Annotated in this window: 21 protein-coding genes and 1 pseudogene; 6 read left to right on the top strand and 16 right to left on the bottom strand. The window is 58.1% G+C overall.

The features are described 5' to 3' along the window. Positions 1 to 99: 99 nt before the first annotated feature. The 5 genes from ACEN42_RS32655 to ACEN42_RS32635 form a co-directional block, all read right to left on the bottom strand. Positions 100 to 588: a hypothetical protein gene (locus ACEN42_RS32655; RefSeq protein WP_371882818.1), complete on the bottom strand. Its 489-nt coding sequence runs from the start codon at positions 586 to 588 to the stop codon at positions 100 to 102. 14 nt (positions 589 to 602) lie between these two features. Further along, a complete protein-coding gene (locus ACEN42_RS32650) occupies positions 603 to 2126 on the bottom strand; it encodes an IS66 family transposase (protein ID WP_371882817.1) in 1524 nt (507 codons plus the stop codon). A 63-nt stretch (positions 2127 to 2189) separates the two neighbouring features. Beyond that, positions 2190 to 2486 (bottom strand): IS66 family insertion sequence element accessory protein TnpB, encoded by a 297-nt coding sequence (tnpB, locus tag ACEN42_RS32645; RefSeq protein ID WP_371882816.1) that lies wholly within the window; start codon positions 2484 to 2486, stop codon positions 2190 to 2192. Between the two features lie 44 nt (positions 2487 to 2530). Then, on the bottom strand, positions 2531 to 2950 hold the full coding sequence (locus ACEN42_RS32640; RefSeq protein WP_371882815.1) for an IS66 family insertion sequence element accessory protein TnpA: 420 nt from the start codon (positions 2948 to 2950) through the stop codon (positions 2531 to 2533). Between the two features lie 13 nt (positions 2951 to 2963). Continuing rightward, the gene (locus ACEN42_RS32635; RefSeq protein ID WP_371882814.1) at positions 2964 to 3179 is read right to left on the bottom strand and encodes a LysR family transcriptional regulator; all 216 of its coding nucleotides are present in this window, start codon (positions 3177 to 3179) and stop codon (positions 2964 to 2966) included. Between the two features lie 90 nt (positions 3180 to 3269). On the opposite strand from ACEN42_RS32635, the gene ACEN42_RS32630 reads away from it, so the two are divergent. Both ACEN42_RS32630 and ACEN42_RS32625 read left to right on the top strand, forming a co-directional pair. Further along, complete coding sequence (locus ACEN42_RS32630; RefSeq protein ID WP_371882813.1) at positions 3270 to 4262, top strand: LLM class oxidoreductase; 993 nt, start codon at positions 3270 to 3272, stop codon at positions 4260 to 4262. 88 nt (positions 4263 to 4350) lie between these two features. Continuing rightward, entirely contained in the window at positions 4351 to 5481 is a 1131-nt protein-coding gene (locus ACEN42_RS32625; RefSeq protein ID WP_371882812.1) for an alkene reductase, read from the top strand. A gap of 247 nt (positions 5482 to 5728) precedes the next feature. Here ACEN42_RS32625 and ACEN42_RS32620 read toward each other — a convergent pair. The 3 genes and pseudogenes from ACEN42_RS32620 to ACEN42_RS32610 form a co-directional block, all read right to left on the bottom strand. Further along, positions 5729 to 6864, bottom strand: a pseudogene (locus tag ACEN42_RS32620) (IS3 family transposase); the annotation flags it as partial. 405 nt (positions 6865 to 7269) lie between these two features. Continuing rightward, the gene (locus ACEN42_RS32615) at positions 7270 to 7833 is read right to left on the bottom strand and encodes a sugar O-acetyltransferase (protein WP_371882811.1); all 564 of its coding nucleotides are present in this window, start codon (positions 7831 to 7833) and stop codon (positions 7270 to 7272) included. Between the two features lie 262 nt (positions 7834 to 8095). Then, entirely contained in the window at positions 8096 to 8443 is a 348-nt protein-coding gene (locus ACEN42_RS32610) for an H-NS family nucleoid-associated regulatory protein (protein WP_371882810.1), read from the bottom strand. A 164-nt stretch (positions 8444 to 8607) separates the two neighbouring features. Here ACEN42_RS32610 and ACEN42_RS32605 point away from each other — a divergent pair, with 164 nt between their 5' ends. Together ACEN42_RS32605 and ACEN42_RS32600 are read left to right on the top strand one after the other, a co-directional pair. Then, positions 8608 to 9372 carry an H-NS family nucleoid-associated regulatory protein gene (locus ACEN42_RS32605; protein ID WP_371882809.1) on the top strand — a complete coding sequence of 255 codons (765 nt, stop codon included), beginning with the start codon at positions 8608 to 8610 and terminating at the stop codon, positions 9370 to 9372. A 665-nt stretch (positions 9373 to 10037) separates the two neighbouring features. Continuing rightward, on the top strand, positions 10038 to 10784 hold the full coding sequence (locus ACEN42_RS32600; protein WP_371882808.1) for a hypothetical protein: 747 nt from the start codon (positions 10038 to 10040) through the stop codon (positions 10782 to 10784). A 136-nt stretch (positions 10785 to 10920) separates the two neighbouring features. Here ACEN42_RS32600 and ACEN42_RS32595 read toward each other — a convergent pair whose 3' ends face one another. Further along, positions 10921 to 11124 carry a cold-shock protein gene (locus ACEN42_RS32595; protein WP_371882807.1) on the bottom strand — a complete coding sequence of 68 codons (204 nt, stop codon included), beginning with the start codon at positions 11122 to 11124 and terminating at the stop codon, positions 10921 to 10923. Between the two features lie 223 nt (positions 11125 to 11347). Then, positions 11348 to 11467, bottom strand: coding sequence for a maltose acetyltransferase domain-containing protein (locus ACEN42_RS32590; protein WP_371882806.1), 120 nt, complete (start codon positions 11465 to 11467; stop codon positions 11348 to 11350). Between the two features lie 360 nt (positions 11468 to 11827). On the opposite strand from ACEN42_RS32590, the gene ACEN42_RS32585 reads away from it, so the two are divergent. Continuing rightward, positions 11828 to 12286: a response regulator gene (locus tag ACEN42_RS32585; protein WP_371882805.1), complete on the top strand. Its 459-nt coding sequence runs from the start codon at positions 11828 to 11830 to the stop codon at positions 12284 to 12286. A gap of 84 nt (positions 12287 to 12370) precedes the next feature. Here the strand turns inward: ACEN42_RS32585 and istB are convergent, their stop codons facing one another. The 5 genes from istB to ACEN42_RS32560 form a co-directional block, all read right to left on the bottom strand. Then, the gene (gene istB / locus ACEN42_RS32580; RefSeq protein WP_371882804.1) at positions 12371 to 13189 is read right to left on the bottom strand and encodes an IS21-like element helper ATPase IstB; all 819 of its coding nucleotides are present in this window, start codon (positions 13187 to 13189) and stop codon (positions 12371 to 12373) included. Further along, on the bottom strand, positions 13186 to 14232 hold the full coding sequence (gene istA / locus ACEN42_RS32575) for an IS21 family transposase (RefSeq protein WP_371882803.1): 1047 nt from the start codon (positions 14230 to 14232) through the stop codon (positions 13186 to 13188). The genes istB and istA overlap by 4 nt, the downstream gene beginning before the upstream one ends. Positions 14233 to 14645: 413 nt before the next feature. Further along, the gene (locus tag ACEN42_RS32570; protein WP_238294720.1) at positions 14646 to 15428 is read right to left on the bottom strand and encodes an ABC transporter substrate-binding protein; all 783 of its coding nucleotides are present in this window, start codon (positions 15426 to 15428) and stop codon (positions 14646 to 14648) included. A gap of 396 nt (positions 15429 to 15824) precedes the next feature. Then, positions 15825 to 16655 carry an ADYC domain-containing protein gene (locus ACEN42_RS32565; protein WP_371882802.1) on the bottom strand — a complete coding sequence of 277 codons (831 nt, stop codon included), beginning with the start codon at positions 16653 to 16655 and terminating at the stop codon, positions 15825 to 15827. Between the two features lie 95 nt (positions 16656 to 16750). Then, on the bottom strand, positions 16751 to 16954 hold the full coding sequence (locus ACEN42_RS32560) for a hypothetical protein (RefSeq protein ID WP_371882801.1): 204 nt from the start codon (positions 16952 to 16954) through the stop codon (positions 16751 to 16753). A 407-nt stretch (positions 16955 to 17361) separates the two neighbouring features. Here ACEN42_RS32560 and ACEN42_RS32555 point away from each other — a divergent pair, with 407 nt between their 5' ends. Further along, complete coding sequence (locus ACEN42_RS32555) at positions 17362 to 18384, top strand: IS30 family transposase (RefSeq protein ID WP_086974111.1); 1023 nt, start codon at positions 17362 to 17364, stop codon at positions 18382 to 18384. A 2092-nt stretch (positions 18385 to 20476) separates the two neighbouring features. On the opposite strand, the gene ACEN42_RS32550 is transcribed toward ACEN42_RS32555, so the two are convergent. Further along, on the bottom strand, positions 20477 to 21472 hold the full coding sequence (locus ACEN42_RS32550) for an AraC family transcriptional regulator (protein ID WP_371882800.1): 996 nt from the start codon (positions 21470 to 21472) through the stop codon (positions 20477 to 20479). Positions 21473 to 22674 lie beyond the last annotated feature (1202 nt).

Here is a 22674-nt window from a genome sequence, read left to right as displayed (position 1 = left end):
TACGCCTCTCCCTCGTTCGTTAGCGTCAGGCGCCGCGTCGTGCGATGGACGAGCTTTGTTCCGTATCCGTCAGCGCATCCCGTGTTGACAGGGCTTCAATCAAATATCGAGGATTTTCCGTAATAGACCGTACGAGACGCGCCAGTGTCCTTCGGAGTCTGTCACGGCGATCGACGCCGTTTTGGCGTTCAGCCTGACGACGGTGCCGACACGCTCGTTTAGATGCTTGTCGGTGAATCCCACGGTGTCGCCGATGAAGAACTCTTCGGGACGCGGGCGCGGTGGCGGCGCTTCCTTTTGAATTGGGGCTGCGGTGGCATCGAGGAGAATCGCCGCATACGACACTGCCCATCGGCGTCGAGTCACGTTGTCCTGTACGACCGCTTGCGTATGTCGCAGCTCGGTGATAGTGCCTTCCGAAGGGGGTCCCAACGGATTGTCACCGATGTATCTGACGGTCATGCCGATGTGCAGTCGTTGACGGACTTCGAGAATGCGTCGGGGGTCATCGAGCATTTTGCCGATGGTCAGATAGAGGCGATACAACTCGGCGCTGGGCGCCTGCCGAAGGGAATCCAGAATGTCCATAAATGTCGGGGTAGCTAGCGGGCAAGCGGCAGCAGTTCGTGCACGCGATTGACGGAATACGACGGCAACTTCTCCAGTGTTTCCTTCAGCCATGCATACGGTTCGAAACCGTTTAAGCGAGCCGTGCCAAGCAACGAATACATGGTGGCCGTCGCACGAGCGCCTCGCGGCGAGCCCGCGAAGGTCCAGTTGACTCTTCCAAGAGCAATCGGCCGGATTTGCCGTTCCAACGCGTTGTTGTCCGGTAACAGAACACCGCTCTCAGTGTAGCGAATCAGCGCTTGCCAATGACGTAGCGCGTAGCCAAACGCTTTGGCGAGCGGTGCCTGAGTCGGCAAACCGATGGCGTTGCCTTCCAGCCATTGACGGAACTTCGCCAGTACCGGCAATGCCTCCGCTTGCCGCGCCGCGTATTTGCGGTCAGGGGTCTGATGGTTGATTCGCGACTCAATGGCGTATAGCTGGGCGATCCATTGCAGCGCCTGTGCCGCGAGTCCCGGCTTGCTTTGGGTCTTGGCGATTTCAAAGAACCGACGGCGGCAATGCGCCCAACAACCGACCGCGATGATGTCGCCGGTTTCGTAGAGGGCCTCGTGCCCGCTGTATGCGTCGGCCTGCAAGTAGCCCTTGTAAGTTCGTAGGTAACCCTGCGGATGCGAGCCCGCGCGTGATTCAGCGAACTCGAACACGACCGCCGGAGGGTGATCTACCCAAACGCCGTTCTCCTCGCGTTGGCCCGCACCCAGATAGCCCCATAATCGAGCAGTGCGGGTGGTCTTGCGGCCCTTCTCAAGCAAAGGCAGTGTCGTGTCGTCGACGTGCATGCGCGGCGCCTGCAACTGATGCGCACGCAGCGGTGGCATAAGCGCAGCGAGCAATTCTGCTGCGGCCAGCTTCCATTCGCACAGCGTGGCCCGCGGCAGGTGAATGCCACGGCGCGCATAGCGCATCTCCTGCCGATTCAACGGGAGATGATCGACGTAGGTGTTGACCAGGATGTTCGCGAGCAGACTCGCGCTCGCGTTACTCTTGGGCAGCGGCGAAGGTTGAGCGCTCGCCGTCACGATGGTCGACTCGCCATCCTTCTTCGCTGCATACTTGAAACGGATATGTTCGATGACCGTGAGCCTTGATGGCTCGTAGTGCAGCGTCTCGCTACGCTCTTCGCCGATGCGCTCAAGCGCGTCGAATGCGGCCTTCTGCTCGTCGCTCAAGTCATATTCGATGCGCGTGCGTGGCAAGTCCTTTGGCAACGCGGGGCGTCCCTTCCGGGTGTGCCCCGTGACTTGAACCTTCGCCGGCTCGGGAGGAACGGGAATATCTAAGGCAGCGTCAAACAACTCGGCCTGACCCGCCAGGCGCTCAGAACTCGCGCCGAAGCGTGCGCGATTGAGTTGTGCGATCTGATGCTGAAGGCTCTCCAGTTGCTCCCACAACACGCATGCGAGCCGGTTCTGTTCGAGTGCGAAGGCTTGCAGCGCCTCGAGCTCCAGTGGCAGATCCCCGGCAGTGACGGCGGCGGGCAACATGTCAACCATGATGCCCAACTCTTGCGACGTTTACAAGCGTCGCCAGCCCTGAATTACGCGCGATTCAGGCGCTTACGCAACGCGCGTCACGGCGACGGCGCGATGAGGTTCGCGCGCCGGAATCTCTATACCTTCAAGCCATGCATTGAGCTCTGCGAGCGTGAAACCGCGCTGTGCCAATGCCGCGGGCGATGGAAAATGCCCAAGTTCGAGCCGCTTGTACCAAAGCGCGAAGCCGGTACGGTCCCAATAGAGACACTTCACCTTCTTGCGGTCACGGCCGACGAACACGAACAAGTTGCCTGAACTTGGCTTCTGCGCAAGCAGCGGTTCGACCAGATACGACAGTGTGTCGATCGACTTGCGCATGTCGACCGGCTCGCGGCATATGTAAGCTCGAACGTCAGCGGCGATCAGCACCGTGTACCGCCAAGCTGTCCGAGCACGAAGCGCACAATGCGCTCCGCATGCACGCCGCTCATTTCGATGCGAACGCCGGCGATCGATAAGGTGACGCGATCACGCGTTGACAACGATGACGTATCGGCCGACGCAGTTGATGGTGTCGCCGCAGGCTCACCTTCGAGGCGAGCGACGACAAACGCGGCGTCGGCCGTCACAGCCAGCGGAATCGTTGCAGGCGTCTCGCCCGTAAACTTCTTGCGCCACAACCCGAAAGTGCTGACGGCCAGGCCTTGTTCGCGGCAGAAGCGCCGAGTGCCAACGCCGCTCATCTTCCATGCTGCCACCATCTCTCGCCAGAACGCCTCGCCTTGGCGGGGGCGCCGAGCGCCCGTTCGCACGGCAGTTCTCCCCATCACGTCGTCGTCCATCGCACCACTCCAATCACCACGATGCCGAAACCTTCGCATCGTGCACTCGGACACTCAAGACGGGTTGCGCTGACGGATACTTTGTTCCCAGCCGCTCCTCGAGACGGGTCACAGCCTTACCCACCGCGCTGCTCGTCAAACCCAGTTGGAGACCTGCTGCCGTAAAGCTGCCCGCCTGTGCCGAGAGCACGAACTCGTGTAGCCCGGAAAACCGTTCCTTATCGATCATTTTGGAATCCCAGGATGAAGTGATTGGAATTCGAGACGGTTATTTTCCCACAACGACAAAATTAGAATGTAAATAACCGTGGAGGTCCGCATGAACACCGTTGCCGAGCACGATTTTTCCATCGACCCTATCGTCGAACAGCCGGCTTACGCTCGGCTGTTCGCACCTGAAAAGCTGACAGTCGGCCTCATCCTTCCGCTCGAAACTCATCCCGACAGTCCCGCGCCCACCATGCGCGACCATGTGACCATGGCGCAGAAGGCAGAGGAGCTTGGGTTCGCCGCGCTGTGGATGCGAGACGTGCCGTTCTATGACCCGCGTTACGGTGATGTAGGCCAATTTTTTGACCCGATTGCCTATATCGGTTATCTCGCCGCGTTCACGCAACGAATCGCCCTCGGAACCGCTGGCATCGTCTTGCCAATGAGAGAACCGCTGATACTTGCGAAGCAGATTGCATCTTTGGACCACCTCTCCGGAGGACGTATGGTACTGGGACTCTCGTCCGGTGACCGGCCCGCCGAGTATCCGCTCTTTGATATCGACTTCGAGACTCGTGGTGACCGGTTCAGAGATGCCTTCGAAGTGTACAAGACGGTTTCCGAGCAAAGCTTTCCGCGCTTTTCGTCGCCTCGCTTCGGTCATTCCGACGGCATGCACGACTTGGTGCCAAAGGCACCCTTTGCTCGCACACCCGCCATCGCGGTAGGTCAAGCACAGCAGAGTCTGGCGTGGATTGCGAAAAACATGGACGCCTTCATCGGATCCTCGCCCGTCCCGCAGCAGCGCCCGGCGTTCGCCGCGAAGTGGCGAGATGAGGTGCAAGCCCAGTGCGGTGAAGAGCAATTCAAACCCCTGGGCATCGGCGGCTTCCTCGATTTGGTGAAAGACCCAGAAGAGCCGCTCGTTCGTACTCGAGGCGGCTTCCGCTCGGGCAGCCGAAGTCTGATGCGCTTCTTGAAGGATGCGCAAGCCGCCGGTGTGAATCACATTGCGCTCAATCCGAAGGTTAGTCGACGACCTTATGCGGACCTGATGGACGAGCTCGCCGCGGAGGTCCTGCCTCACTTCCCGTCGCAATGACCGACTGTCTCATCAGGCAGCTTTCTCGTCGCGAAACCCCGCTCCCGGAGAACTTCCATGAGACTATTTAAGCCAACCGAATCCACCCATGAAATCTCTCTTCGACGTATTCAATCTTTCAGGCACGGCTCTCAAGAATCGCGTGGTCATGGCGCCGCTCACCCGTGCGCGAGCATCAAATGACGTCGCTGATGAGCGAACGGCGCTCTACTACACCCAGCGCGCGACCGCTGGCCTCATTGTCAGCGAGGGCACGTCAATCTCAAGGGAAGGTCGGGGTTACCTCTTTAACCCGGGAATCTTCACCGAGGCGCAGGTTGCCGGCTGGCGCATCACGACCGACTCAGTCCATTCAGTGGGAGGACGCATCTTCGCGCAGCTCTGGCATGTCGGCCGCGTCTCGCATCCCTCTCTGCAGGAGGACGGAAAGCTGCCGGTCAGCCCGAGCTCAAAGAAAGCGATGAACGCAAAAGCATTCGCCTATAACGAGCACGGCGACCCCGCTCCGGTTGACACTCCCGCACCGCGCCAGCTGGAAACAGACGAGATTCCGCGCATCGTGCAGGAGTTCGCGCAGGCAGCGGACAACGCTATGCGGGCGGGCTTCGATGGCGTCGAGATTCATGGGGCCAACGGCTACTTGTTTGAGCAGTTCATGAATCCGCTCATCAATGACCGGACTGACGCCTATTCAGGAGACACTATAGCGAACCGCCTGCGTTTCACGCTTGAGGTGATTGACGCTGTGTCGGCGCGAATCGGCGCTGAACATGTCGGCATTCGAATCTCGCCCTACGGGCAGTTGTTCGACATGCCGCAACATCATGAAATTGATGAAACGTACATGGAGCTTTGCCGTGAACTAGGTCGTCGACGCGTCGCGTATGTGCACGTCATGAATCAATCGGGCTACTCTCGACTCGACCACGCGCTTGAAAGTGCAGCCGAAACTGGCTTTCTCGGCTTGCTGCGGTCGATGAAACCGCTCTTGCCAGATACCGCTCTCATCCTAGCTGGGAAGATGGACCGGCATCGCGCCGAGCAGATGATTGCCGATAACGTTATCGACTTGGCGGCTTTTGGCGCGGCGTTCATCTCCAATCCGGACCTCGTCGCTCGGATGCAGAACGAGTGGCCTCTGACGCCCGCTGACCCAAGCACCTTTTACGGCGGCGGACCGGAGGGCTACATCGACTACCCGCCTTACGCTCAGGCCTGACGGCTTGGAGTCAGTGATGCGGTAGAGCGCTTTTCAAGTGGAATGTATCTGCGCCCCCGGGTCTACTGAGATTGACCCGGTCCGACGGACAGATTTGCAGTTAAAGATTTGTCGTGGTCCGGCCTCCCTTAAGCGTTGAGTCGCGAGTTGTCCACGGACGGGCAGCGGGTCGCTTCTCACGACCACGACGCTGCCCGTCGGTGGACAACTCGTAGGGTGATGCGGTTTTTGTCTTCGCGCTCAGGTTTTCGAATTCGAGCGGCGAACAATAGCCGATGCTGCTATGCAGGCGGCGTACGTTGTACCAGCCTTCCAAGAAGGAGAAGATGCGCCTCCGTGCTTGTTCATGGGTCGCGAAGTGTTCGCGCGACAGGAGCTCTGCTTCAAGTGTCCCAAAGAAGGATTCGCACATCGCATTGTCGTACGCGTCGCCGGCTGTACCCATCGACGGCTGCACGCCGGCTTCGCGGCAGCGTCGCCCAAAGGCGATGGATGTGTATTGGGCCCCCTGGTCGGAATGCAAAATCACGCCCTCATGACGTCGCTGCTGGAGGGCCATGTCGAGCGCGCGCAACATCAGTTCGGTGTACAAGTGGTTCGACATCGCCCAGCCGACGATGCGCCGGCTGAAGACATCAAGCACCACAGCCAGAAAGAGAAAGCCTTCTGTTGTCGGAATGTAGGTGGCATCTGCGACCCACAGTATGTTGGGCCCTTCCGCATTGAAGTGCCGGCGCACGAGGTCCGGCGCGCGCCGTGCCCCGGCACGCTGGCGCGTTGTACGTGGCCAGCGCCGTCGGCTTGCTCCCCGTAGGTCCGCGATGCGCATCAGGCGCGCGACTCGTTTGCGTCCCACGTGCACTCCCTCGCGCGCAAGTTGCGCATGGATGCGCGGCGCCCCATACGTACCTCGTGAACTCGCATGCAACGTACGAATGCGCGTCAGTAGTTGAGCATCGCTACGTGACCGCTTTGATGGCTCCCGCACCAGCCACGCGTAGTAGCCGCTGGTCGAGACTCCCAGCAGCCGGGCCATCGTGGCAACGGGCCAACGGGCCTGATTCGCTCTCATGAATCCGTATCCTTCGAGGATACGGCTCCTGTCTCGCGGGCGAACCAGGCTGCAGCGTGAGAGAGAATGTCGCGCTCCGTCTTCAATTGCCGATTCTCGCGGCGCAAACGGGTGAGTTCTTGGCGCTCAGCCGTGGTCAACCCCTCCTGACGCACGCCGGCGTCAATATCCGCCTGCGCCACCCAGTTGATTATCGTCTGCACACTAGGCTCGAACTCTCGCGCTAGCTCCTCGGGTGTTCGCCCCGCCTTCACCAGCTCGACGATGTGAGCCCGGAACTCCGCCGGGTACGGTGCTCGATGCTTGCCCATTTTGGCACCCCCTTTTTCCTAAAGGATAGGTGTCCGTTTTGGCGGGTCAATCTCAATTGCCGTTTGCGACGATTACCTGGCACCCGAGGGCTCGGAGGAAGCTCGGCTCGCCCAAGCGACGGCGTGGCCCGACCTCAAACCGTAGCGCGCGCGATTTGGTGCCGAAGCGTTTATCCTGCTCCGGCACGCGTGCGACTACATGCTGTCAGCGCTTCCGCTCACTCTTGGTAATTTCTCCGGAATGCGGGTCGACATGCAGTCGTAGATTCGTTCGCCTTTAGGTGAGTGTTCGCATAGCCTTGTCCGCCGAGCTTTTTGTATCGCTTGCTCCCTTCCATCACCATTTTACCCAAGATGGGTGGCTGTCTTGGGTTACGGCTTGTCTTTCTGCCGTCAACTCACGATTTATCGTGTTTCGCCCGTACGAATTCGAGCCGGATTACCTACCGCCGTCATCCCCGCCGGAACATTGCGAGTAACGATACTGCCGGCACCAATCAATGCGTCGTCACCGATGGTGACTCCCGGAAGAATGATTGCGCCTGCGCCTATCCAAACGTTCCGCCCAATCCGGATGGGACGACCGAATTCCAAGCCACTTGCTCGGACCGCTGGGTCGCGCGGATGGTCAGCGGTCAGAATTTGCACACCGGTAGCAATCTGCGTCATGTCGCCGATTTCCACTGCCACGACATCAAGAATTGTGCAGCCATAGTTCAGAAATACACCAGCCCCCAGCGTTATGTTGTAGCCGTAGTCACAGAAAAACGGCGGGCGGACCATCGAGTCCGCTCCGACATTGGCGAAGCGGTCTTTCAACAGCTGGTATCGCTCGGCAAGCGGCATGTCGATGTTTGCGTTGAACCGCTGCAACCACGCTCGGGCCTCAGCCTGGTCAGCCTGTATCTCTGGAGAGCTGGCCGTGTACAACTCGCCTGCCAGCATCTTCTCTTTCTCTGTTCGGACCATATGTACCTCACATTCAAGGCTGGCCGTTCGCGACCGCGACGTCACCTAGCATAACTCCAACGAGAAGCTTCGAACCTGACGGCGAAATTGAAGCCTGCGTGACGGAGTGAAGCGCAATGCTGACGTCAAAGTTAGGGCCTCGAAAAACGACAACCGAAAAAGAAAAGCCTGCGTGAACGCAGGCTTGAATCCAAGTCGGTTGAGACATGGAGGAGACGAACCCAGTATAAACCCTTACCACGGGTTTGCAAGCGAGTATTACTCACCGTTCCCGAGCAAACAACGCCGCTTGAACTTTGGTTCGAGTGGCTGCCTGCGTATCGACCAGGAACTCGTTACGGTCCTTGCCAGCAAGCGAGCCGGGTGCGCGCCCCCGTCCGCTCCAAGTTGACCCGGTCACCGGGTCTCGATACTTCGCTGAATGCTCATCAGACAGACAGTCCGCCTTGCGGCCCATCAGTTCGTTGATGGAGATGCCGTACTCGCGCATCTTTGCCATGATTTCATTCAACGCTTGGCGCGTCTCGCGCTCTTTTAATTCAGCCAACAGTTTGTCTAATGCTTCCTGCTGGGCACGAAGCTGTGCGATTTCAGAACTTTGATATGCCATAGGTTCGGAGAACTGTCGTCGGACTTCGATTGAAGCGAGACCAAGTAGTGGGATTGGAGATTATAGACCGCCACGCTTCTTGGTCCCTTTAGGCGGTGTAAGGTAGCGTACCAAATCGGTCGGCAGTGTGTCATAGTTTTCCGGAACACCACACGGAGAAGACCATGGCGACACTAGAACAAATCCAGGCCCGAATGAAGAAGCTGCAAGCACAAGCGGAAACCATTCTCGCCAAGAACGCACAATCCGCAGTCGACCAGATTCGGAAGTTAATGTTGAAGCACGGCCTGACCACCGCCGACATCGAGGCCAAGGCGAAAGCGAAAAGAGACGCAAAAGCAGGCGGTCCCATCGCCGCCAGTCGAGGCGTTAAGACACTCACCGCTACCAAAGGAAAGTTGCCCGCAAAATACTTAAATCCCAAAACCGGCGAGACCTGGAGCGGGCATGCTCGGCCACCGGCGTGGATTAAAGACGTAAAAGACCGCACGAAATTCCTCATCAGCGGCGCCGGTACTGCGTCTTCAACAAAGGCAGTCGACGTGTCCGGAAGCAAGACCCCGGTTCGCAAAGTGCGATCAAAAGGTGCGCTGCCAGCAAAATATCGAGACCCCAAGTCCGGAGCTACATGGAGCGGTCGCGGCCCTGCGCCCAAGTGGCTGACCTCTGCAAAGGACCGAACCAAGTTTTTGAATGAACAGGCATCTTCCGCTCCGACAGACACGCCGGCTCGCAAGTCGACCACGTCGAAAGCTGCGCCGAAGGTCCGTGTTACGAGCAAGAAAGTCGGTGCCAAGAAGACGGCGGCACTCAAGAATTCTGCGGTCGTAAAGAAGACCACGAAGAATGCTTCCGCAAAGCCAACCCGGGCTGCAAAAAAGGTTTCTTCTCACGCTGCTCACGGCGCCGGCGTGAATGCTGACGTCTGAAGCTGCGAGGGTTGTCGGCGTAACATTCACAGCAATACGCGGAAGCTCTCGTTCGAACGGTCAGTTATGGTGTTTGCCAAGGACCAGGCTCACCGCGGCGACACCCGATGCCTCCGGCATATGCCGAAAGACAGGACAAACAATCACGTGACGACCCGCGGAAGCGGCCTCATCGTTTAAGAGCGTACGTCTCAGATTCAAATCTGCGTCGACGCTCATCGGAGGTTTAATGTCCGCCGTCGGGGCTTCGGTTCAACGCCTATGCGCGAATCACGCGAGAGAACAAGCGATGTGATACGGCCGGCGACATCCTGAAACGCCGGGTCGCTTACCGTTGAGACGATAGCCAGAATACGCGCAGTCCCACGAAGGGAAAGAAGGAGTTTCGCGTGCTGCAATTGCGACGTCCCGCTGCCGCCATTCTCGAAATTGTTTGTTTCATAAAATCGACGAAAAGTGCGACAGCCCGCCGCAGCATTTGGGTAATGCCACCACCTAATATTTAGTAAGCCAGCTTACGAACGAATGCCAACAGCAACCGAACCAGCCGGCGACAGCCACTCCAGGCCAATGCACTGACAACTTCACTGGAGTGCCTACACGAAAAGAGTCGTCGCAGAGCCGCTCGAAAATCGGGCGCTTCTATGGACTCACGGAGCATTACGATGTCTACCCACAATCAAACTTCGAATAATCGCCGCCTAGCCTCGGCGATTGCGGCTGCTGTGATGAGCATAGCTCTCGTCGCATGCTCTGCGCCGACCAATACCGTCATCCCGACCGACATGGCGCAATGGGACACGCAGCTGGCGCCAAAACTTCAGAAGCTCTCTGAAGAGGACCGCGGGCTTGCGGTGGGATACTTGATGCGCGCCAAAGTGGGCGAAGCGCTCGGCGGCAAAGGCATACCAGTGGGTTTCACTATCGGAGATGCGATTAAGCAGCAACGCAGCTGGGCGGCGGACCAAAAGAAGCAGGAGGCAGACGCGCAGGCTCTCAAACAAAAGCTTGAGGCCGAACGCACAGCCGCCGTCGCCGCAATGAACAAAGCGGTAATCGTCACGCTGGTCGAAAAGTCCGAGCAACCGTCAGACTACCGCGTCCGCCGATACAGCGACACGCAACGGCTCAAGATTGGTGTCAAGAACACTTCAGAGAAAGAATTGGTCGGCGTTTCCGGAGAACTCCAGTTCATCGACGTGTTCGACAAGCAAGTCGGGTCTGTTCAGTTCAGCATCATCCAACATATCGCATCTGGCGGGGAATATCTGTGGCATGGCGAGCGCGACTACAACCAGTTCATTCCGGAGCACCGGGCCATTTGGAATCTGCAAAACGGTCAGTACAAATCTCGGTTCGTGCCCGAATCTTTAGTCTATGCCGATGGTACAAAGCTTACCGCACCTGAATAGCAATGAGCCCGTGCGATTGCTCAGACGGGCTCATCAACATAACCGCTTGTGGTTGAGAGGCATTTAAGCGCCAGGCGCGACCTGCCGTGTGCTAGCCACCGACGCCGCGAATGTCCAGCGCCGACGACCTTCCTAATTAGACAGGTTTGATATTCGAGGCTTGCTTGCCCTTCGGACCCATTTTCACCTCGAAGCTCACTTTCTGGTTTTCTTGCAGCGACTTGAACCCCTCGGCCTTGATTTCGGAGAAGTGCGAAAACAGGTCTTCCCCACCGTCGTCCGGGCTAATAAAGCCAAACCCCTTCGCATCGTTGAACCACTTCACTGTGCCAGTTGCCATTTGTAACCTCTTCAGAATAAGCAATAACTCGCAGCGATTTGAGGCTGCGGCTCACCCCACGACGCAGCAAATCGGGCTATATCACGCCGTGAATGACTGCCGCATCTGCGTGTCAGCAAGGAGCATGCAAGGTCATGGTTGAGTCGGGCATGGGCCTCTCGCGACGCTCTGACTTCTGCACAGGGACTGCTCTGACACCGGCGAAGCGGTCCTTCAACATCTGCTATCGCTCGGCAAGCGGCATGTCGATGTTCGCATTGAATCGCTGCATCCACGTTCGGGCCTCGCCCTGGTCTGCCTGTATCTCCGGCGAATTGGCCGTGTACAACTCGCCTGCCAGCATCTTCTCTCTCTGTTCGGACCATACGTACCTCGCGTTCGAGGCTCGCCGTTCGCGACCGCGGCGTCATTAGCATAACGCCAACGAAACGTTTGGAACGTCACAGTGAAACTGAAGCCTGCGGCGTGGCGTGCAACGCCGACGCTATCGTCCAGGTCCCGAAAAGCGACTCCGAAAAAAGGAAAAGCCTGCGCGAACGCAGGCTTGAATCCGAGTCGGTTGAGACATGGAGTAGACGAACCGAGTATAAACCCTTAGCAGGGGTTTGCAAGCGGCAACCTGCCTCCACTGTGAGCCTGCACCTCAGGAGCGACGCGAAATGAGCTAATCTTGTCGTGAAATAGCTAATTAATCATCTGAGAGATGGGAAGTCACACTGCACCTCCGCTCCGCTGGACCTCCCGGTCGGCGAACGTAATCGGTCGAAATCCGCGCATTCTCGTCGTTGACGATTACGTTCATGGCGCGGACGCCCTCGCAACGTACCTCGAAGTAAGCAGACTGAGCGCACGGGCGCTTGCAGTCTATGGCGGGACTGCTGCACTCGCCGCAGCCATAGACTGGAAGCCTGACATCGTTCTCCTTGATATTTCGATGCCTGAAGTGGATGGTTTCGCTGCGGCGAAGGCGCTTCGGGGCGACGACCGGACGTCGTCGCTCATAATCGTCGCGCTGACCGCACATGACCGGAGATACGTGGAAGACAGAGCTTCCGAGGAGGACTTTGACGGATACTGTCAGAAGGGACTAATGCTCGAACCTCTTATCGACCTGCTCTCGGACCTCACGCGAACGACGGCTGAGCCGGCAAATGGGGAATGAACATCCGATTGTCAACGGCACTCAGGAATTGATACAGTTTCTGTCGGCATCGGCACTTCAGATTTGATACACCGGGTTGTAGTGTTATTGCGGTGCCGACCGCATTCCGTTGGCGGCGTTCTCCTTTGCTGTAGTCGATCTCTTCATAACCAGTCCGGCGCGCCGCTTGTCGCGTAGTCGATAGCTCTCGCCCTGGATTGTCACGACGTGAGCGTGATGCAATAGCCTGTCGAGCATGGCAGCAGTGAGCGTTGCGTCATCGGCGAACGTCTGGTCCCACTGCCCGAACGGAAGGTTGCTGGTCACGATCAGACTGCCGCGCTCGTATCGTTTGGCGATCACCTGGAAGAACAGGTTGGCCTGCTCACGGCTCATCGGCAGGTATCCGATCTCATCGATGATCAACAGCCTGTACGGGTTGACGAATCGTTTTAGCGCGTCTCCCAGCTGATTCTGTCGATGTGCCGTGGTCAGTATCATCAGCAGGTCCGCTGCGGTGATGAAGCGCACCTTGATCCCAGCTTGCGTTGCTGCATAACCCAGTGCCATTGCAATGTGCGTTTTGCCTGTGCCACTCGGACCGAGCAGTACGATGTTCTCGTTGCGCTCCAGAAACGTCAGACTCGCCAGCTCCTGGACCTGAGATCTGGGCACACCGCTGGCTGCCGCGAAGTCGAAGCCGTCGAGGGTCTTGATCGTCGGGAAGCCTGCCAGGCGCGCAAACGTCGCGCGCTGTCTGACGAGCCGCGCTGTGTGCTCGGCCTTTAGTACCGATTCGAGAAACTCTGTCAGGTTCACCTCGTCGGCGATTGCTTTTTGCGCCAGGTGTGGCAGCGCGTCTGCAATGGTCGTGAGCTTCAATTGGGCGCATAGCTGCGCCACGCGTTCGTGTGCGATGTTCATGCGGCAACCCGAATCAGCTGGTCGTACACGGACAGGGGGTGCTGCAGCGGAGACAGCCAGTCGTGGAATCGCTCGCGCAACTCCTGTCCGCTCGCCGGTGTCGTTGCTGGTAACAGCGCCGGATACGGTGGCGGCACGCTCTGCAAGGCCTTCTGCTCAACAAGCAGTTGCTCGCCTGGCTTCAACCGGGTCGTTCCATGTATCCGGACATGCGCAACTTCGCGTAGCCAACGCCAGACTTCAGTGTTGGCGGTCGTCACGTCCAGTTCGACGTTGGCCGCCTTGAACTGAGCGGCCAGCGGAACGTAAAAACTGCGGCGCAAATATCCGTTCATCCGTTCGACCTTGCCTTTGGTCTTCGCGCGATAGGGCCGACAGAGCTGGGGCTGAAACCCGTAGTGCCGGGCGAAGTCGAGAAACCCCGGCTGGAAGCGGTGCTGCTTCGGACCGTATGCATCCCGCTCGATGACAACGGTCTTCATATTGTCGTACAGCGCACGGCGCGGCACACCGCCGAACCAGTTAAAACAGTTGACGTGACACCTCAGCAAAGTATCGAGCCGCATGTCGGAAACGAATTCGACGTAGGTCGCACGGCTATAGCCGAGAGTGGCCACGAATGCGAACAGATTCGCTCCTTTGCGTCTGCGGAACTCGACCCAGTCGACCTGCATCTGATCGCCCGCAGCAGTCTCGAATCGCACCAAAGGATCGGGCACCGGTACAGGCCGCAATGTGGCAACGAACTTGCGCACGATTCTCTCGCCGCCATCGAATCCCTTCGACTGAATCTCGCGCCACAGAACTGTCGCTGGAATCCAGTCCGGCGCCGCTGACGCAATCCGTTCCCGAAGATAGGCTTCGAACGGTTTCAGTATCGACTCGCGCGGAGTCGCCGTGGGCCGAAACGTCGGCGCGTCCTGCGTCGCCAGATACTTCCTCACCGTATTGACGGAGCAGCCAACCTCACAAGCAATGGCACGCAGGCTCTTGCCCTGCTTGTGCAATATCCTGATCTGCATGTATCCCTCGTACGAGATCATCGCCGCTCAAAGCGGATATTATCCCTTTGTCGAGGTGTATCAATTCCTCAGTGCCGACGGTGTATCAATTTACAGGTGCCGATGACAGTAACGCGAAGTGCACCGAGGCGAAGGGAGACAAGCGCCAACGCCCCATGTTGCTGCCGACGAAAGAGGCGAACGAGCGAGCCATTCCATCTCGACGCGGCCAGCATTCGCGCCGCGATGGAGCCAAGCGACCGTGATGATGCGGAGCAGAATCTGAAGCGGTCAAGCAGGTCTCGAAATACTACTGGATCGGTTGCGCCTGGCTTAACGCTCCTCCACAACGTGGGGATAAGGCAGCGAATGGTTCCGACAGATCGCGGATCTGTCTGGCGCGTGCGATGCCGCCTAACCCGCGATCCTGTGCAGTCCGATCTTATGCGACGGTCCTATTTCGGCGGCGCCCAATCATCGACACCATATTTGACGAAGATCGCTCTGAGCGTGCCGTCTGCTTCGAGCTTGGCCAAAGAGCGATTTATTTTTTCAAGCAGGTCGCTGTTTCCCTTTCGCACCGCGATGCCGATCCGAGGTTTTGGTGACTGCGACTGGTAGGAGCTCACAATTCGCAGATTTGGTAGTCGATCATGTTTACCAGCGAATATCGTATCAGGGCCGGCGGTGACCGCTGCTTTAACCTGGCCTGAAACGACCGCCGACCAGGCATCCTCTACCGTGTCATAGATTTTTATTTCGGAGAAGCCGCCAATCTTTTGCAGGAGCGCAAGTTGAATGCTCCCCTTCTGTGCGCCTACGGGGAAACCTTTGAGGTCCGCCAGACTTCGATAGGACGTCGTGTCGTTCGCTAGGACGACCAAGGCTTCTGTGGGCGCATTGTAAATCGGGTTACTGAAATCGACTTGCTCAGCGCGTGTGGGGGTGATCGCCATATTAGTCGCGATCACGTCGATCTTGCCGCTGGCCAGCGCAGGGATGAGGTCGCCGAATATCATGACCTGATACTGAACCGGCAGGCCCGCATCTTTGGCGATGGCGTTTGTCAGGTCGACGAAGACTCCAGAGAGCGAGCTCGAGTTCTTTTCGTGGAAAACCCATGGCTGCACGTCCTGACCTGCGACCTTGATTGGTTGCTGCGCCCAAGAAGGCGGCGAGCAATCGATCGCGCCCAACGCGACGACCGTCGCGATCACCATTTTGCTGAACTTGTTCATGATGTCCCTCTCGTGACCGCAGCGCCGGTGGCGGCGATGTTGAATCCCATGAGTCTGCAAGGAACGGCGACCCCGCGAAGTATGTCTCAACCATCAATCAACCGTTTAGTGCTAGCGCCGGTGAGAAATGCCCTTACCGCTTATGCCAGCGTAGGAGCAGTGCTGCCGGAATCTTCGGAGGCGTGCGGCCGAGGAAACCGAAAAGCCATGCCGCGCCGCGCGAGATTCCTTCTATTGCTCTTTGCCTTCCTCATTGCGTACGCGCTCGACAACGGCCCAAGTGCATGCGCGGTGGCCCTCAATCACGACGACCTGAGGGCGAAGCCACCAGGGTTCAGGAGGCGGACCGTCAGTGGGCGGTGCGGCGGGTTCTTGTTCGCCAGGAGAAGCGGTTGCCTATTCTCCGATCCGTGGCGTGGGCCGCGAACTGTTGAACAGCAGCGCGCCTTTGCTGCGTGCGGTTGCCTCGTCGCAGGTCTCGGCCTGCGCGAGCCGCGGGCAGCTCTGGTGCAACTCGGCCAATGTCACTACGTGGCTCCAGCGCGTGTGTGCTACACACACTGCACCACTGGGAGCCCAGCCGGCCTCGAAAGCGAAGTCCGCGTCGTTGGGGTCCCGTTTCTGGACGCCGAGTACGTCATAAAGATTGATGGAGGTGCCGTTCTTGGTGTGTGTCTGGCCGTCGCCACAGTAGTCGGCACGCACCATGCGCACGCAGGCCGCGTGATAGGGAGTGAGATCCTCACCGTGGGGGCCCTTGCTCCAGGGCTTGTAGCCGAAGCGTACGCACTTGCCGACGGCGCCGGATGAGCAAGTCAACGTAATCACGCCGTCGCGACCCGGGTGCCCTTTCGGAAGCATGATCGGAAAGCCCCAGGTCTCGCCGTAGAAATTCGGTTGGCACGCCGGCTTCCACCCTCCCTTGCCGTCCGGCATCTCATATTCGTGGCGCAGGATCTCGGGGTCTTTCGGATCGGGCTGGATGCTCTTGAGGTGCATCGGGGTGATCTGGCCGTCGTCGCTGGCCAATTGCACGATTGCGCCCTGCAGTTCCGCGCCCTTTAGCACGCGGCCATCAGGAAGGCGCAGGACAAAGGCGGTGCCCTCGACGCTGAGTTTTGCAATGCGCAGCCCGGCATCGGGCAGCGCTCGTACCGAAGGTAAGGCTAGCATGACAATAACCGTGCCGCGCTGAAATCCTGCGCGGATGGGGACGTTGAGGAACATGCTTGCATTCGTCAAATCAGCTTTAAACAACGCCAGTCTCCGGCCGAGGGTGATTTGAAGCGCGGGACTGGCGCCAGGTGTACAGATCGCAGCGGCTAGCGAACGGCGTAGCTGCTACCGTCGGGCAGGGTTACAGCGACAGGTTGGCCGGTCTCGATGCCGGCGGCGATAGCGCCATTCATGACCATGCCGTTTAAGGAGACGCCGTTGGCGCTAAGCTTCGCCTCGGCAGGGACGACGGTGATGGCGCCAGCGGCAGCCAGGGTTGCGGCGGTGGCGAGAGTCTTGAGAGGTTTCATGGTGTATCTCCTGAGTAAGGTGGAGTACCCGCGCGAAAATAGTGATTCACACGCGTACATTGCCGTGGGACCGACTTCGTCGACATTGACGATCAAATAGTCATGGGGCCCGTCGCAACAAATCGCGTCTCATAGCGGGATCCCAAATACACCGCTACGGATACGATTCCGCCAACGATGAGGTGAGCGGTTGGTATTGCGATGCGTGCATAAACCTCAACGTGAGCTGAATCGTGTTCGAGTGTGTATTGAATCAAGACGAATAGGCGACTATGGATACTTCCTTATTTAATGTACATCTCCGTCGGAAGACGTCCGTTTTATGCATCCCTAGGCGGAGGCGGCCGTAATAAAGCAGGGCGGCCTCAAATCTGAAGTGCAACACCTGTTTCGTATAAGGTGTTGCGATGCACGAAAAGACCCAGTATCAACAGCTTCAACCCGAAGAGCGCCTGACCATTGCCAGCCTGCATTTGCAGGGTTCGAGTATCCGGGCCATGGCCCGGATACTCGGCCGCTCGCCAGCCACCGTCAGCCGTGAACTGAGGCGAAATCGTTCTCCTGCGGGCTATGCATCCGCACCTGCAGAAGTGCTCAGCGCCGCGCGTCGGAGTGCGGGTCGCCGTCCCACAAAGCTCTGCCCGCAGAGTGTGTGCTGGCGCATCGTTCTTACCCTGCTCGAGTGGAAATGGTCACCTCAGCAGATATCGGGCACACTCAAGCGCATGTATCCGACCGACCCGACCCAGCACGTGTCCCACGAAACTATCTATACGGCCATCTACGCCCAGCCGCGCGGCGAACTGCGCCGTCAGCTTATCGCCTGCCTGCGCCACGGCCACAGCACACGCATGCCGCGCACACGGGGTACAGACCGACGCGGACAGATTCCCGACATGGTCAGTATTCATGTGCGGCCGCCCGAAATCGAGGACCGACTGCTGCCCGGACATTGGGAGGGCGACTTCATCAAGGGCGCCAACAATGCGTCTTCAGTCGGAGTGCTGGTGGAACGGACCAGCCGCCTGGTGCTGCTGGCGAAGATGGAAGATGCTACAGCTGCTTCCGCGCTGGCAGGCTTCTCTACCAAACTCAATTCGATTGCCGAGCCATTACGGCAGAGCTTCACCTACGACCAAGGCAAGGAGATGTCGCGGCATGCAGAGCTCACCGCCGCCACCGGTGTGAAGGTGTACTTCTGCGACCCGCACAGCCCATGGCAACGCGGCACGTGTGAAAACACCAACGGCCTGCTGCGCCAGTATCTGCCCAAAGGCACCGACCTTTCCGTCTACAGTCAGGACGAACTTGACGCCATTGCCGACAGTCTGAACAGCAGGCCTCGCGCCACTCACGCCTTCCATTCGCCGCTCGAGGTCTTCGCCGCAACACTCGCTTCGGCAGCTCAACCTCATGGCTCTAAACATTAAAACCGCTGTTGCACTTCAACCTTGAAACCGCCCAGCCTTGCCTTGAGCATCTATCCCATCGCGGGGCCAATTTTTCACTCCTATTCCCTTCTCAGGGACCACCCACGCAACCGCGATTCTATGCAATCTTCTGTGGCGCAACGGCCCTCGTGAAAGAGCCAAGCCGATCCGGGGAAACGGGTACCGTTCCAACGTTCTCGCTTACCGCCCGCTATCGGCGTTGCATTGGAAGAGATGACCACATTTAGCCGGCTGATAGAGAGTTGCACTGCCACTTGTACTAGTACCTTCGATTGCTTGGCCGTACCCGCCCGTTTCGCCGGACATAGCATTTAACTGGCGGGGAACTGAATCTCCGTGATAGGTCGTGCCGGCAGTCGCCGCACCATGCGCGTTGCCTCCGCCACTCCCACCATTACCGTTTCCACCACCCTGAGCAAACACGATGCCCGTAGCACAAATAGCAGCGACGGCTCCGCAGAAGGAAAACCTAAATGAGTATTTCACGATATGTCTCCACAAATTCGACGCGCTTCGGTCGCGTCGAGGCTGGATTTGCCGCTAGCGAGTGACGGTTTGCGTAGCGGCTATACGCAAACAGTTGATCCAAACTTAAATTCGCTATATGGTTTCCAAGAACCGCGTTCAGGCATTACCATTGCACCGAAATATAGGATTAAGACATCGAGCTTTCTATGATCAGGCTGCCGTGAGTTATTGCCGAAACGCCGGATTAGTTTGGCGAGTGCAAAGAACGTCATGGACTTGCCCCTGCACGAGCGGACACGCAGACGGAATTCGCGTGGCAAGCAAATCTGGCAAGGCGCTGCGCGGATACGGCTCGTGATAGTGGTCAAACGGGATGATCAAGGGTTCTGCAGTACATCCACGAAACACAGTCTCACTTTATCGTTTTGACCAACCGCTCTGCTATTCCTCTGCGGACTCCCGAAAGGCGTTGTAACGGGCGGGAAGCCGCTTTTCTGCAAGAACACCAGCGCTTCCACGTCGATCTAGCGGGAACCGTTATCACTGAGCCATTCAGTTTCGCCGTCGGCCTTCGAGCATCATTGAAACGGTTCTCCACCACCTGACGTATCACGGCGCGCACCATGTCGCCGATATAGCCACCCGTCGTCAAACCTTGGATTATGGCTTCCCGCCGCAACAGTCCGATGCAAAGATGACGCACAACGGCGCGCTGTCGTCGCGGCGAAATTCGAAGCCGTTCGAGCGTCAGAGGGCATTGCTCCAATTCGTCGCGACCTTGCTATCGTGTTGCCGCGAGGGCGAGGAATGGCGTGGACGGCGGTCAATTAGCAAACGATAGGCGTACCTAACGCAATAATCCCGTTCTGCATTAAAACGTGGACGGCCCAGCGCTTCGCGGCGACGTCTGAGCAGCGCCCATGCACGCCGATAACCGTAGATGGATAGGTCGGCAACCAACTCCCGGCTCTCTGCAACAAGCGGCTTGGCGTCCAGGGTCGGCGTCTTGCGTCTGGCAGCGCAATCGACTGTCGCCTTGATTTAACTACGAGGTTCGAATGCGACACACCCAAAGGCTTCACAGACCGTGTTCATCGGTCATCACACGACGGCAATGGTGGAGCAAGAAATTGACTTTTTTGCCCGACCATACCCCGCTGCTTCGCGCAGAATGCCCACTTCCACTGCCTTTTTACCCAGTAGTCGCTGGAGTTGCCGATATGCTTCATGGCTTCAGCTAGGTCGGATGTCCAACCCACCCGCTTACCGGTACTCACCGCGCAAGCTGCCGTACTGATAGGGCCCGCGCCACGCGAACGCCCGGTTCGCAATCACGTTATGACGACGGCTCACACCAGAGACGATGTCTCCGAGTTCGAAGGTTTCTCGCACAATCGCTAGATTCTCTCCGAGCGAGCGTCGTTGGTGCGGCTGCGGCTGGGTCGGGACCTCAACGGTTCCATAATGGAAGTCGTAGGCTTAAACATAGGTGGGAAGACTACCGCGTCGTTTCACCGTTGCCCATTGCCTGGCTTTCGTGGGGCCGGCCCACGTCATCATAAGCGTGCTTCGGAATGTTAGCGCGTTGCAGGCATGATATGTGTCAACTCGGAGGCGCTGTACACTCTCCCTGTTGATTCTTACGCCACCCGGCCGGAGGCATTCCGAATTCGCGCTTGAAGGCACGACTGAATGCAGCCTCCGACTCGTAACCAACCTGCTCCGCGACCGTAGCAAGCGACTTACCTTGAATCAGGAGTTCTTGCGCCGCAATTTGCAGGCGCCACCGCGCCAGGTATTGCATTGGCGGTCGTCCGAGGAGATGCGTAAATCGATGTCCCAGCGCCGAACGCGATAGTCCCACTCGGCGCGCAAGTTCATCGACCGTCCAACTGTAGAGTGGTTGAGCGTGAAGCAGTGAAAGTGCGCGCCCCACAAAGCGATCGCGCACTCCGGCCAGCCATCCAGTTTGTTCCTCAGGCAACGCTTCAATACAGCAACGGACCGATTCGACGAATAGTAATTCGGACAGCCTGCCGAGTACGATCGTCCCTCCCACCCTGGATTCGGCCGCCTCTGCGGTAGCAAACCTGAGTGACGCCTCGAGCCAAGCCGCACGCGGCTCGTTACGTAGATCAATCTTGAAGATTCGCGGCAGCGAGGAGAGCAAAGGGTTGTTCAGCGTATCGTCACAGGCCAAAAAGCCACACACCATGCGAGTCGGCGTTCCGCCGTCGCCATGAGACAGCGTCATCACCTCGCCTGGCGCTATCGCTATTAGATGAGATAACAACAACTCTACCGGAGCGGGTGTGACGTCCAAGCTGCTGCCCATCAGGTGCATCTCCCCTTGAGGCACTACCAGCAATTCGCCCGCGTTAAGCTGTATGGCCGAACATGGGTCGCCCGCCAATTGGGCCTGGCAGCTTCCGTCCGTTATCAGATGATACGAAACAACGCGCTCGCATTGCGGTAGGTAGGCCGCACAGAGCGCAGCAACCGGTCGACCAATAACGCACCACGGTGCCGTAAACGTCGCATTGAGATACACGGCCCCGCGCAAATGCACCATGCTCAGTACGTCAGAAACCGCGTCCATGACACAGTCTCCTGTTAGTGCCCGCGTTGCTCGTTCTGTCGCCCGTCAATTTTCCGATCGTCCCTCGCATTTACGGCCTCGAGAACCGTGTATCCGAGTGATGACCGTTTCAAGGGTACAGGGTATGATCGAGCAAAACTAGGGCCGCCCGAATAGCGTAAGGCTCTATGCGCATCTGGTGCAGTCGCTCCATCATCGATCATGCTCGTTCTCGGCCTTTGCCAGTCTCGAGGGGCAAGAACTGTCGTCCCCTCTTGATTTATCCTGCTAGGGTCGATGCAATGCCCGATAGACTATGGCTCGCTACGTTGCTACGCAAACGGAGACCAAAGCGAACGGTCGTGAGCTTGACACGGCTCCCGCTTGCGATACCTCGACTTGAGGGGTTGGCTTTGGCACGCGAATCACCACATGCCTGGACCGCTCCAAGGATAGTTCGTCTGGCCATTTCGGTAAGCCGCCTTTCAACCGCACTCGTCGGGGGAGCTCTTGTGAAGAAATATCAAGCTCTTTTTTGTACGCGATCTGGCTTGTTATCTTGATGGCAACGCGGGTAGTGCCTATCAAGCAGGAATTCATTGTGAATCTGAAGACCGCGAGCAAGGTACGCCTAGTCAATATGACAAACTTGACCCGGGCGATGAAACTGGGATTTTGGTCGAAGCGCTTAGGCAAAGTGGGAATTGACAGAACTCCGAATAGAGTGCGCCGGCGAGGATTCGCAGACATGGTCTGCGCAAGAAGGGGTCTGATGTACCTCTCGAAGTGCTGATGAAACGGCGTGGTGGTTGGGCCGCTATCAATTGGATTGCTCGGCTCGACTCGCATTGTTTCGTGGAGGGTTCATGGCCAACGCTGGCGGGTGGCGATCGGCTGCATGCGACCCAGAACCGCCTTTGAGGCATGCACAAAGTGAGCTGCAGCTTCCGGGGCGCAACTGTCATCGCCGCTTCGTGTTGCCGACCTATGCGGCATCCATCGCGACATGGTGAGAGCGCATTATTCGCACCGCTCGATTTTCGACACGCCTGTCATTTGGTCCGAATTCTACCTGGCACGTGGGACGATCGTGGATTACACTATTTTTACCATGCGACCTTAATGCATGGCCGACTCACGAAGTCACAAAGGCGCGGACTTTCGTGCACCTCTTCTGCGCGGGTCTGCCGACACCAAGCGAAAATAACTGCTCGGTAAAGCGT

Source organism: Caballeronia sp. S22, assembly GCF_964261745.1.
Taxonomy (GTDB): Bacteria; Pseudomonadota; Gammaproteobacteria; order Burkholderiales; family Burkholderiaceae; genus Caballeronia; species Caballeronia jiangsuensis.
This window is presented reverse-complemented; position numbering and strand designations above follow the sequence as displayed.